We start from the raw sequence: 13,665 nt of genomic DNA, 5'->3' as shown, positions 1-13,665 counted from the left end.
GATAACAATACTCTCTTCTCTTAAACCTGAAACACTCACAAAACACTTTTCACTGGTAAACGGAAACTTAGAAAAATATACAAGCGCAAATCTCTATGAAGGATTTGCAGACATGAAATTTATAGATGGGCTTGACTCGTTCGCAAATGTGCTAAGTCGATTGAGTGGGCATCAGGCTCTTTGCTACGGAGTGCTGCCGGAAGACAAAGCCAAGTTGGTTACTAAAAGCACCTATGAAAAATTAGATTCGAAAGATGGCGTATTCACGCGTTCAAAAGAGCATTTCAAATGGGACAATGGCCCAGGAATTTTTATGTTGGATTATGACCCCCAAGACGGGCACGACATTCTGGATGAAACAGATCTGATGAAGATTCTTACTCAGTCATTTCCTGAACTGAGAGCTGTTGGCTATGTTTGGTGGGTTAGTAGTAGTAGTTATATTTACACCGGAGATATAGAACAAAACGGACTCAGAGGTCAGCGAATCTATTTTCTTGTTAAGAATGCCCACGATATAGAAAGGGCTGGCAAGGTAATAATAGACAGACTCTGGTTAAATGGCTTCGGTCGATTAGATGTTGGTGTGGCGGGTCAGCTCCTCGAACGAACCGTATTTGACGCAAATGTTTGGCAGAGTAACAGGATTGATTTTGCTGCTGGAGCCGTCTGTTCAGCCGGCGTTGAACAGAGAAGAGGCGAACCGAAAGTTGTTATAGGGGATACACTCGATACGGTATCGGTATTCAAGGACCTTACTCCTCGCGAAAAGAAGCAGCTTGAACAAATTAAAGCCAAGTTGAGGAAGGAAGCCCTTCCGGCATCAGAACTGGCTAAAGGTAGCTATATAGAGAAGCAAGCTATAAAAATAGCTGCTGGCGGCAGTGAGGAACAGTTAGAGTCAGCCCGGGTAACGGTAGCGAGGGCTTTAGACAACAAGGTTTTAACGGGAGACTTCGAGTTAGTTCTGGATAATGGCGATTATATAACCGTATCTGAAATACTGGAGAACCCTAATCTTTTTCACAAAGCTAAAACCAAAGACCCAATAGAACCGGAATATAACAATTCAAAGACGGTCGGCATCTTATATCTGTTGGGGAGTGCCCCGCGCTTATTCAGTCAGGCTCATGGCGGGCAAACTTTTACATTACTACGTCAACCTCGGATGATTGAATTGAAACGGGGGCGGACCACGGACGCTGTTTACCAGGTGCTTGAATTCTTGCGTGAACAGCATGATTTGTTTGACAAAGAAGGGCTGTTAATCCAGATCACAGATGGTGTCGAGCGCCCCATTATGGAGGTGCCGGCCATTACCTATATGCTTGCATCCCGAATTCAATTTTACTCACATGAGAAGAAAGGGGGCAAAATAGAAAAAGTACTCAAAGATCCGCCTGAGACAATCTCTAAACAACTCCTTAGCCTGGGCAGTCAAAGACGCCTGAAGCAATTGAAAACGGTTATTACGGCGCCCGTGATCACAAGAGAGGGACGACTGCTTCATAAGAATGGATACGATTCAGGTACTCAACTGTGCATGGTTAATCTTACCTCAACGGTTACGGTGCCTGAACAGCCAACTAAACAACAACTGCAGCAAGCTCTTGCTAACATTTGGGTACCATTTTCTGATTTCCCTTTGTGTGGTGACATTGATAAGGGAGTGTTGTTAGCGGCAATTTTCACGGCCGTGACCCGTCCTGTATTAGACATAGCCCCTGCAATAGGGTTTGATGCTCCAGTTCAGGGGAGTGGTAAAACGTTATTGGCCAGAACGATAGGTGCAATATGTACGGGTAAAGAGCCGACAATTTGGCCTGATATTCGAGGTAATAACGATGAGATTCGGAAACGATTGTTCGCTCTTTGTATGAGCGGTGAAAGAGTCCTTATCTGGGACAATGTAATGGGAGTATTACAATCCTCCGTACTTGCAGGCTTTCTTACCGGCCCAATGTTCGGAGATCGAATACTTGGACAGTCTCGCAATATCCAGTTGCCCAATAACGCATTTGTAGTTTTCACGGGGAATAATTTAAGGCCGGCATCGGATTTAGTTCGAAGGGTGATTAAATGCCGTATAGACCCTCTATCTGATAGGCCTTATCTACGGAAGTTTTCTGTTGAGCCCACCAGCTATGTGAAAGAGCACAGAGAAAAAATCATAGAAGCTGTGCTGACAGTGATACGAGGCTTTCAGCAACAGCCAACCCGGGCGCAAGGAGCTACAGCAAGCTATGAACAGTGGGATGAGCTTGTTAGGCAGCCCGTAGCATGGGTAGGGCGTGAATTTCCAGAATTTAAGGTTGCCGACCCTGTACTTGCAATCGATAAAGCTAATGAAGATGACCCCGATCAGTTGGCTTTGAGGGCCTTTCTGGAAAAGGTGCACTCAACGTTTGGAAACAAGGCTTTCTCCTCGTCAGAATTACTAAACTATATTCAGAGACCAGATGGTGTGCCCGGCTCATTGACAAACGAATGGATAGAGTTAACTGGAGATAGGGGGACGGCGCATAGTATCGGTCGTCAACTAGGTTATAAGAAAGACAGAATATCGGGTGGGCTAAAACTTGAGAATTCAGGGGAAGACAAGCATAAGAAGGTAAAACTATGGCGTGTAATTAAGGTAGCTTAACTCATGGTTGCGGGTAGTGCGGGGGTATGCGGGTATTATTTTTCATTGCTATAGGAATTATTCATAGAAATGGTTTCCGTTACACAATAAAAAAGATACCCGCTGATACCCGCACTACCCGCAAATCACCATTTATCGATCATCCAAGCCAATGTTCGAATGATTAGCTCCGTGATGGTTCGTATGATTAAGCTTCTGATGGTTTGACGAAATTTTGTAGTTTTAGGTGCCATGCTGATATCCTCAATTTAAATCTGCTGTGGGTCCATGGAGTTAGCCTACGGTTCTTTAGCAAATCGAAATACCCGTAGAAGTTTCACTTGGGTAGGATGCAAAAAGGGGATCGGCAGAGTTAGGGCAAAGTTTGATTTTTAACAGGGGCTACTTTCCGACTGATAGTTAATTGGAAGGGGTATAAGATTACACCTTATGAAATTTCGAAAATTTTTCAGCTGGAAGGAGATGGGAGCCCACCCCACCTGTGGTTTCTATCTTGAAAAAAGGGTCCCCCCCTTCTATAGTGGTAACAGATGAGTCAGTGCCGCAGGGATTGTGCCCAGGTACACCAAGAATTTAGTGGCTTGCCACGGTAAGTTGCTAAACCACCAGCACCGTGCTGGACAATATAGAAATTGACGACACTGAAATTGACGACATTGAAATTGACGAAGGTAGCTAAGCTGATTTAGTTACTCAAAACTTAAACGGGAGCTTTATAAGCTCCCGTTTCTTTTTTGCCTTATCAAAATATTCAGCTCGACACGCTAAAAAAATGGATTAGTTTTCTGTTTATTAATTTGTTTTTGTGATGGTTGGTGAGCACTTTGGCACCCACCTAGAATTTCGCTGCTCCACTTAACTGGAGTTATGGCCGTATATTAGCAAAAGTACTTACATCCTAATCCTTCAATAGGTCCGCGTAAACGATGTTAGTAGTACCGTTGGTAGTACTTTCAAGTATTTAATTTTCATTGTTGTATATTATTCAGTTGTTTATGTGTCCTGTTCGAGTCAGGGTAGAGCACCAAATCTCTATTTTCTTGAGCATTAAATAATACATTCTGTGGATGTCAGGTCTATCCCTTGCCATATCTTGTTTGCAGTACTGCAACGATTTCTCTTGCTTCATGAATTACGCCGATGATTGTTGGCTTCTCAACACCTTCAGTTATATAAAATATGTAGTGGTGCTGGCATTTTGCGTATAGTAAATCAGGATGTGTATCTGAGAGCTTTCTCAATACGATGTCGTGGTTTCCGATAAGTTCGAAGGTGTGTTTGAGAGCCGTTCTGTAAATGTCAGTTTGTGCAATTCCCCATTTATCTAGGTGTAGCGCACTATTTCCCTTATATCAGCTTCGGCATCGTCCGTAATGTCGTAATGGAGCATATGGCTATTTAGCTTTTGCTATTTCCTCATCAAAAATATCATCAACAGATTTACCTGACAGCTTACCCTCTTTCGCGGCAGTAGCCCGGGGGGTTAAATGCGCCTCAAGTTGTTGCAATGCCTCTTGCTCTGCGGGAGCGGGAAGCGCCTTTTCAAGCACATAGCTCTTAATACTTTTGCCTTGTAATGCTGCAGCGGCTTTCAGATTTTTATGCTGCTCGGGCGTAATTTCAATTGATAGTCGCATTTTTAGTTTCCAAATATTGGTCTGCAGACTTGAATTCTTTAGCATAAATGAGGACAACAATTTGTACAATATTGTACAAATGTTGTTTTTCCGAATCGTTTAGGTCGGGCAGTAATGAGATGGAATGCCGGAAGCCCCTGCTGCAAAAACGTGTACGAATTATTATGAATTTATTGTCTGATACCAACCGTACCCCGGTAGAGTTTCCGTAAAACTGGCAATTCATTAATTCCCTTCATAAGTACATGCAGATTTACCCTACTAATCATGAATTGTGCTCACTGATAAAGTGTCATTATTCACATTGAGTGGCTGGATATGATGCTTGCACTGGTTAGAATTGCCTTAAGTAAACCCTACACCTTCGTGGTGCTGGCGTTACTTATTCTTATTTTGGGGCCGTTGTCGGCCATGCGGACGCCGACGGATATTTTTCCGAATGTGGATATTCCGGTGATTGCGGTTGCCTGGCAGTGGCGGGGCTTGCCGCCTGATGAAATGGCCGGCCGTATTACTACGCCTTTCGAGCGGGCGCTGAACAGTATTGTGAATGATGTGGAGCATATTGAAGCCACGTCGTACACGGGATTCGGCATTGTTAAGATATTCTTCCACGATACTGTGGATATCAACATGGCCAACGCTCAGGTGACAGGCGTGGCGCAAACGTTGCTGCGCCAGATGCCACAGGGCACCGCGCCGCCCCTGATCATGAACTACAATGCCTCTACTGTACCGGTGCTTCAGCTTGCGTTATCGGGTAAAGGACTCACAGAACAGCAACTGGCCGATCTGGGCATGAATCAGCTCCGCTCACGGCTGGTTACCGTTCAGGGCGCATCAATTCCCTGGCCCTTTGGCGGGAAGTCGCGGCAAATTCAGATAGATCTAGACCCGGACGCACTTCGCGCAAGAGGGCTTTCAGGTCAGGATGTGGCCAATGCTCTGGCCGATCAGAACGTGATCATTCCTGCCGGCACGCAAAAAATTGGCGAATATGAATACGCCATTCAAATCAATAACGCGCCTGCCACCATCGAAGAGATTGGTGATTTACCCATTCGTACCATTAATGACACCATTGTTTACATCCGCGACGTTGCCCATGTTTATGACGGCAGTGCGGTACAAACGAATATCGTGCATGTGGACGGCGGACGCTCGGTATTAATGAGCATATTTAAATCCGGTAATACCTCAACGCTGGATGTGATCAATGGCATTAAGCAGCGTATCGAAGAAGTCAAAGATGCGTTGCCTGAAGCGTTAGAAGTTAAGCAAATTGGCGATCAGTCAATGTTCGTGCTTAATGCTGTGCATGGCGTAGTGGTGGAAGGCGTGATTGCGGCGCTGTTGACCAGTTTGATGATTTTGCTTTTCCTCGGTAGCTGGCGCTCTACACTGATTGTGACGTTGTCCATTCCGCTGTCGATTCTCGGTGCGATTCTGGTGATGTCCTTACTGGGTCACACCCTGAATATCATGACATTAGGAGGACTGGCACTTGCCGTAGGGATCCTGGTTGATGAGGCCACAGTGACCATTGAAAGCATTAATTACCACCTGGAACAGGGCAAGCCGGTAGAAAAAGCCATTTTAGACGGTGCAGGGCAGATAGCTGTGCCGGCGTTTGTTTCACTGTTGTGTATCTGCGTGGTTTTTGTACCTATGTACTTCCTGGAAGGGGTACCACGGTATCTGTTTGTGCCGATGGCAGAAGCGGTGATGTTGTCCATGCTGTTTTCTTTTCTGCTGTCGCGCACGCTGGTGCCTACGCTGGCAAAGTACATGTTAAAGCCACACGATGATGCCAATTTGTCGTCTTCATTTTTTGCCAGGTTTCAACAAGGTTTCGAGCGGGGTTTTCACCGGTTCAGGCACCGCTATCAGTCTGCACTGCACCGTGCACTCGTAAGCAGAAAACGGTTCATTACCTTGTTCATGCTCGCCGTCATGCTGTCGTTTGCGTTGTTGCCTTTCATCGGCCGTAATTTCTTTCCTGATGTGGACAGCGGACAAATAGCCCTGCACGCAAGAGGCCCGGTGGGTATGCGGGTAGAAGAAACCGCTGCAAGGTTTGCTGAGATCCAGGATGTGATCAGAGAAGTGATTCCGCCTGAAGAGCTGGCGGCCATGGTTGATAACGTGGGTACCTATATTTCCAGTATGAATACCATTTACGCCAATACCGGCATGATTGGTTCTTCAGACGGCGATATCAATATTTCGCTGACACAGGAGCATGCGCCCACCGCGGAGTACATCAAAACACTCAGAGAAGTGTTGCCGGAACGCTTTCCTGATATGACGTTTTCATTTTTACCCGCTGACATCGTCAGCCAGATCCTCAATTTTGGTGCACCGTCACCCATTGATATTCAGATACGGGGCAGGGATCTGAATGCCAGCTTCGACTTTGCAAACGATATGTTGAAAGATATCCGCGCTGTGCCCGGTGTTGTTGATGCCCGTATTCATCAGTCGCGGCAGGCACCGGCAATCAAGATAGATATTAACCGTGAACAGGCAGCGCTGTCCGGCATTACCCAGCGGGATATCAGTAATAGTCTGGTGGTGAACCTGGCCGGCTCTGCACAGGTCTCTCCCACATTCTGGTTGAACCCTGCCAACGGCGTGTCTTACCCCATTGTTATGCAAACACCTCAATATAAAGTTGATTCACTGGCTGAGCTGAACAATATTCCGGTTAACGGTAATGCCAGTGAGCCGTCAGTTCTTGGAGGCATGGCGACGTTCAGCCGCACGCAGTTGAACGGCGTGTTTACGGAGTACAATATCGAGCCCATGGTGCAAATTTTTGCTACCACACAGGGCCGGGATTTGGGTGCTGTAGCTGAAGATATTCAGCAAATCATCAACCGGTATGACGCTGAGAAGCCCCGTGGTGCAACGGTTGAGATGAAAGGGCAGGTAAGTACCATGCAAAGTGCCTATCAGGGCTTGCTTACCGGATTAATCGGTGCCATCGGACTGGTCTACTTCATTATTGTGATTAATTTTCAGTCCTGGCGGGACCCTTTCATTATCATCATGGCATTGCCTGCTGCTATCGCCGGCATTGTATGGATGCTATTTACCACGGGCACTACCTTCAGTGTACCGGCACTGACCGGCGCGATTATGTGTATGGGAGTGGCTACTGCGAACAGTGTGCTGGTCGTCAGTTTTGCCAGAGAGCGTCTGGCAGAAGTGAAAGATGCTACGCAGGCAGCTCTGGAAGCAGGGTTTGCAAGACTTCGCCCTGTACTAATGACAGCCCTTGCTATGATTGTGGGCATGCTGCCCATGGCGCTGGGCCTGGGGGAGGGCGGTGAACAGAATGCGCCGCTGGGCAGAGCCGTTATTGGCGGGCTGCTGTTTGCGACGGTTGCCACATTATTTTTTGTACCCGTTATCTTCAGTGTCTTACACCGCAACGATAACGACGAATCAATCAAACACACCGGGCAGAACTAAGCATGACCGGCACGAACAGACATACATCAGGAACGGTTATGGGAAAAATTGCATTTATTGGTCTACTGCTGTTAGCCGCCATTATTGTTGTAACGGGGATCATGAGCCGTCAGGCGAACAGTGAACAGGTCGCTGAATGGACGCAGGCGCGTTTGATCCCGGCTGTTTCCGTGACGCAGCCGGTAACCGGCGAGGCAACACAGTCGTTAACCCTTGCCGGACGGCTCCAGGCGTTTAAACAGGCGTCTATCTACGCCCGTGTGGACGGTTATGTGAAAGAGTGGCATCACGATATCGGCGCGCTTGTAACAGAAGGCGAAGTGCTGGCAGAGCTCGATACACCAGAGCTGGATCAGCAGCTTATCCAGGCGCAGGCCGATGTAGACAGGTTCAGCGCTGATGTTGCTCTTGCCCGGTCAACGCTGGACAGATGGAAAAAGCTGGTGGCGACCAATGCCGTGACTGCTCAGGAACTGGAGCAGCGTGAAAACAGTTACCGCGCTGCACAGGCGCAGCTGGCATCAGCCAAAGCCAATGTTAACCGTTTACAGGTACAAAAGGATTTAGCCATGATCCCTGCGCCTTTTGACGGCGTCGTGGTGGCAAGAAATAAGGATATTGGCGATCTTATTAATGCCGGTTCGGATGACAGCGAGCCTTTATTCATGCTGGCGTCGACCCACCCGTTGCGCTTAAATGTTCAGGTGCCGCAAAAATTTGCCCGTCAAATCCAAAAAGGTACTCAGGCTGAGGTGTCAGTACCGGAAAGCCCGGGAAGCCGTTATGAGGCGGAAGTGGTGCGCTCAAATTCAGCGGTGGACCGCCATACCGGGACCATGCTGGTGCAGTTAATACTCGATAATCAGGATAACAGCTTATTGCCGGGGGGCTATGCCAGTGTCAATTTGCCATTATCAGCTAATGCAGCCATGCTCACCGTCCCCGTGAGTGCTTTAATTTTTAATGCCAACGGCTTGTCTGTGGCGACAGTGTCCGGTGCCGGCGACAATACCACTGTTTCACTAAAAGCCATTGAACCCGGCAGAGATTTGGGCCGCGATATTGAAATAGCCAGCGGGATAGATGCCACTGACCGGGTGATCACCAATCCACCTGATGGCATTGAAAATGGAGACGTGGTTCGCGTGGTAAACGGGCAGCAGAGTTAAAATAAGAAACTAAAACGGGATGTGAGTGGTTGTGTATGGTAAGTCGATGCGGGTAACGATAGTATTTCGGATTACTCAGACGCTAAGGGAATGACTTACAACAATGCGTTACTCACACCTTCTGTTTCTTTTTTTCATACTGTTTAACCCTGTACGGGCTTTCGCTGACCGTTTCGTCACTTCTGCAAATGATGGGTTTACTTACTCTGGCAGAGTGGCTTATACAGAGCAGGGTGCCTTTTTAAGCTGGCCGGGTAACAGTGTTACGTTTTCTTTCTCCGGCAATAAATTGGTACTGACGTTAGACGATCAAACCGGCAGGAATTATTACAACGTCATTTTTGATGGTCAGGACATTTCACCCTATGTCATTCATACGCAAAGGGGTCTGCATCAGTATGATCTGAGTCACATGGTCCGCAACGATACAACGCAGGTGACACTGTTCAAACGTACTGAAGGCGAAGAAGGCGGAACCTATTTTCAGGGCGTGACGCTGGCAGACGACGGGAAGCTGCTGGCAAAACCGGTGCCGCCGTCAAGACGCATCCTGTTTTATGGCGATTCGATTACCGTCGGCATGGGCAATGAAGCTGCCCATAATGACCCGGATAATAAGCCTTCTGAGAAAAATCACTATCTTTCCTATGCGGCTATCACGGCCCGGCATCTCGATGCGGAATTCCATTCAATTGCGAAAAGCGGTATCGGTTTTATGATCAGCTGGTTTGATTTTACGATGCCGGAATATTATGACCAGCTTACAGCGGAAAGTAACAACAACTCTTCATGGCATTTTGATGACTGGCAGCCGGATGTGGTGGTGGTGAATCTTGGCCAGAATGATCGCTGGCTGATTGAAAACGAAAAGCGTTTAAACGCCGGGCCTGAGGAGATCAAAAAATCCTATGAAGAATTCATCCGCACGTTGATGAAGCATCATCCTGATGCTGAGTTCGTGTGTGCTATCGGCAGTATGGATGCAACAAAAACCAGTGTGTGGCCGGATTACATTGCCAGTGCTGTTGATGCAATTAAAGCGTCACCTGATTCATCCGGAGACGGGCAAAGAGTCCATACCCTGATCTTTGATTTTACCGGTTACGGTGCTCATCCGCGTGTGGAACAGCACAGAGAAAATGCCGCGAAGCTGACGGATTATTTGAAAGAAATGATGAACTGGTAACGTATTTGCGATTACGCGAATTCGTTTATCCGGACGCAGTTTTGGCGTGGAAATGGTCACTTCCATGTTGGAACATGCCGGGGCTGCATCCGTATTCGTTTTTGAAAAGCTTATTGAAATAAGGCACGTTTTTATAACCTACCGAGTATGCGATTTCAGAGACGTTGGCATCCTTATTTTCCGTCAGCAGGCGTGCCGCTTCGTTCAGCCGCAACTTGTTTAAATAGGTTGAAAACGTGTACCCGCACTCACTTTTCAGAATGTCGTTAATTTTATTCCGGTTAATGCCTAACGCCCGGACAATAAACTCCAGATTTAGCCCCGGATTTGCGTACTCTTTGGCAAGGAATTTCAAAATGGCCGTTTTATCTTTGTCTCTGTGGCTTTCCAGTGAAAGGTGTTCGCAGTCAATTAACGGCCGGTCCTTCTGAAGTTTATTTTTCACTTCTTTCATCAGATATTTGCTGTGGGCTTTAAACAGCCATGCGACCAGCATTGCACCTGAGGCAAGTAAAATAGCAGCGCAAGTATATAAGTAAGACCAGTCTTTACCGTTAAACACAATTTCGCGGATACTGATGGTGGACTGCACATTCAGCGGACTCTGAATGGAACTGCCAAATGAAATTTTCTTTACTCTTGCCAGGCTGTATTCCTGCTCACTGAGCGCCTGATTATACCACTTGTACCACCATTCCGGTGTTTCCAGCCGGGTGATATCAATGTCGTAACGCTGCCACTCACTTTTACAGTGAAAATACCGGGTGGAAATACGATCAGACCTTGCATCATCAATTTTGCTGGCATTTTTATCGAGAGTGAATAAAGAGAAGGTCAGGGTACTTTCCGGTGAACATTTTGCCATAAACGACAAGGTATCAAACGCACTCAGGTCCACGAGACCAGGCTGTCCCTGACTGTTCAGAAACAGCATTTCGCCCATGGCAAAGGGATAGTCTTTCTGTTCGTTCAGTAACATGCTGAGTGTGTAACTGAACCCGTCATCGATAACCGAAATAGTGGATGCGCCACCTTCCTGCGAATCATCGTAAGTCAGGCTTTTCCACTTCAGTTTGTTTTCCTCAGCAGCGCGGGGAAGCAGAGACTCTTCGGGGAAAGACTGATGATATGCAATGGCTACCAGTATTACGGCGAAAATAGCGTATGCCGTTAACGAATAAATAACTTTTTTATGGTAGCCAAACATACTTTCCGTTGTAACCACGTGCCAGTCTGCAAATATGGATAGGTTTATATAATCAAACTCACAACCATTCGTCAATGAGCGCAAAGGTGCGACATGTAAGAATATTTACATGCTAATCATAGTTATATTTTCTGCCACAATTTCTTCTATTTTTTGCACATTGCTAGCTTTTTTGCGTTTTCAGATATCTCCGGACCCGCATTCTCATTAGTTTTATCGTCATTAACAAAAAACAAACATCGTATCCCGATCGTGGTAACAACATGAAGGCGATACGTGTTCAAAGATAACTTTTATGTTTTGGGTTTACTGGCAAATAAAATGAAAAAAGCAAAAGCCTTTAAAGAAAAAGTAAACAATGGTCGTCTGCTTATCGCCGTTGCCATCGCTTTCTTTTTTGCGTCCGGTTCGCCGCTAAGCTACGGGCAGAATTCGCCGGTCAGCCCTCCGGATAAAACCGCTTTTAACCAACATGCAGTTCTTGTTTTTAATTCTCCCGGCGAAGATTGGGAGTCTGAGTCGCTTCCTTTGGGCAATGGTTTACTCGGCGCAACCATAGCCGGTGGCGTAACAGAAGATGTTATTCAGTTTAATGAAAAAACACTCTGGACAGGCGGCCCCGGCAAAAACGGTCCGTATCAATCCGGCTTACCTGACGATACATCCGGTTATGCTGAGCAGGTAGAAGCCGTAGTCAAAGAGATTGCGGAAAAAGGCTCGCTGTCACCTGAGTATGTGGCTGGCAAACTGGGTCATCAACAGCCGGACTATGGCAGCTATCAGAGCTTCGCTAATCTGGTGCTGTCGTTTCCTGACATGACGGGGGAAATTCACGATTACCATCGAAGCCTTGATTTGAGCACGGCTGTGGCGACAGTGAGTTATTCCGCAGACAAAATTGACTACAAAAGAGATTATTTTGTTACTTATCCCGACAACAGCATTGTCATCAGGCTGAAGGCATCTGAAAAAGGCGCGCTGAACGTATCCGGCAAGTTACGCTTTCCTGAAAATAGAACCTGGTCGGCAGAGGGGCGCGGTCAGGATTCGTTACTATACAGCGGAGCATTAACCGACAACGGCCTTGAATTTGCAGCCGGCATGCGTATTTTGCATGAGGGTGGCAACACAGATGTGAAAGACGCAGAATTCAGCGTAAGAAACGCTGACAGCGTGACCATTTTGCTTACCGCGGCTACCAATTATGCATTACGTCACCCGGATTACCGGCTGGGACATGCAAAAGATAAAGCCACCTCGCAACTCGCTCATCTTCGAAACTTCTCTTTTGATGAGCTTTTAACCCGCCACCTCAATGATTACCAGCCTTTATTTAACCGCGTCAAGCTGGACCTTGGTGATGGTGAAACCGGTGAACTGACCGCTGCGCTCAAAGCTTATCCTTCTAAAAATGAGTCGCAGAACCGCGCGCTGGAAAGTCTCTATTTTCACTATGGTCGCTATCTTTTAATTGCCTCATCCAGAGCGGGCTCGCTGCCGGCGAACCTGCAGGGAATATGGAATAAAGACATTCAGGCTCCCTGGAGTGCTGACTATCATCTGAATATCAATTTACAGATGAATTACTGGCTGGCTCACACCACAAACCTGCCCGAAACACTGCCGCCGCTTTTCGATTTTGTAGAGAACCTCACAATACCCGGACGGGAAGTCGCCGGAAGCTTATTTGGTTCAGCAGGTTGGGTGGTCTTCCTGAATACCAATCCCTGGGGCTCAACGGGGTTAATTGACTGGCCCACCGCATTCTGGCAACCGGAAGCGGCTGCATGGATAGCAAGACACTTCTATGAAGAAGTCGCATTCAATGCTGATGAAAGCTTCCTGAAAGAACGGGCCTGGCCGCTTCTCAAATTAACCAGTCAGTTCTGGCTGGACAACCTGGTTGAAAGCGCGGATTCAGACACGCTACTGATTTCCCCTTCTTATTCTCCGGAACACGGTGATTTTACGGCCGGTGCGTCTATGTCTCAGCAAATCGTCACGGATCTGTTTGCAAACACGCTAACACTTGCAGAGCAGGTTGGCGACGGGGAGTTTGCCGCTGCGTTAAAGAGCGCACTTGACAGGCTCGAACCCGGACTGCGGATTGGTAATTGGGGTCAGTTGCAGGAATGGCGTCAGGATATTGATGATAGGAAAAACCGCCACCGTCATATCTCCCACCTGTTTGCATTGCATCCGGGCAATCATATCTCGCCGGTTGATACACCGGTCTTATCGAAAGCCGCTGCGGTATCACTTAACGCAAGAGGCGATGGCGGCACAGGGTGGAGCCGTGCCTGGAAAATCAACTTTTGGGCCCGCCTGGCAGACGGAAACCGTGC

General features: G+C 47.3%; 7 protein-coding genes. 5 read left to right on the top strand and 2 right to left on the bottom strand.

What is annotated here, in order from left to right:
• The coding region (locus tag AC4PME_RS12290; protein ID WP_491529621.1) for a hypothetical protein at positions 1–2,644 on the top strand (2,644 nt) is incomplete at its 5' end.
• Positions 2,645–4,038: 1,394 nt separating this feature from the next.
• Here AC4PME_RS12290 and AC4PME_RS12285 read toward each other — a convergent pair.
• Positions 4,039–4,326, bottom strand: coding sequence for a type II toxin -antitoxin system TacA 1-like antitoxin (locus AC4PME_RS12285; RefSeq protein ID WP_491529620.1), 288 nt, complete (start codon positions 4,324–4,326; stop codon positions 4,039–4,041).
• Between the two features lie 273 nt (positions 4,327–4,599).
• Between AC4PME_RS12285 and AC4PME_RS12280 the strand changes: the two genes are divergently transcribed.
• The 3 genes from AC4PME_RS12280 to AC4PME_RS12270 all read left to right on the top strand — a co-directional run bounded on the left by AC4PME_RS12280 (position 4,600) and on the right by AC4PME_RS12270 (position 10,113).
• Entirely contained in the window at positions 4,600–7,758 is a 3,159-nt protein-coding gene (locus AC4PME_RS12280) for an efflux RND transporter permease subunit (RefSeq protein WP_232373360.1), read from the top strand.
• Positions 7,759–7,796: 38 nt separating this feature from the next.
• On the top strand, positions 7,797–8,927 hold the full coding sequence (locus AC4PME_RS12275; RefSeq protein ID WP_491045559.1) for an efflux RND transporter periplasmic adaptor subunit: 1,131 nt from the start codon (positions 7,797–7,799) through the stop codon (positions 8,925–8,927).
• A gap of 103 nt (positions 8,928–9,030) precedes the next feature.
• A complete protein-coding gene (locus AC4PME_RS12270; RefSeq protein WP_119501633.1) occupies positions 9,031–10,113 on the top strand; it encodes a GDSL-type esterase/lipase family protein in 1,083 nt (360 codons plus the stop codon).
• 25 nt (positions 10,114–10,138) lie between these two features.
• Here the strand turns inward: AC4PME_RS12270 and AC4PME_RS12265 are convergent, their stop codons facing one another.
• On the bottom strand, positions 10,139–11,320 hold the full coding sequence (locus AC4PME_RS12265) for a helix-turn-helix domain-containing protein (RefSeq protein ID WP_119501632.1): 1,182 nt from the start codon (positions 11,318–11,320) through the stop codon (positions 10,139–10,141).
• A 321-nt stretch (positions 11,321–11,641) separates the two neighbouring features.
• Between AC4PME_RS12265 and AC4PME_RS12260 the strand changes: the two genes are divergently transcribed.
• Positions 11,642–13,665 (top strand): glycoside hydrolase family 95 protein (locus tag AC4PME_RS12260; protein WP_491529619.1); only part of this gene is annotated, 2,024 nt, incomplete at its 3' end.

It is taken from the genome of Alteromonas sp. (genome assembly GCF_984505615.1).
Note: the sequence above shows the minus strand (reverse complement) of the source record. Positions and strands in the feature narration are given on the sequence as shown.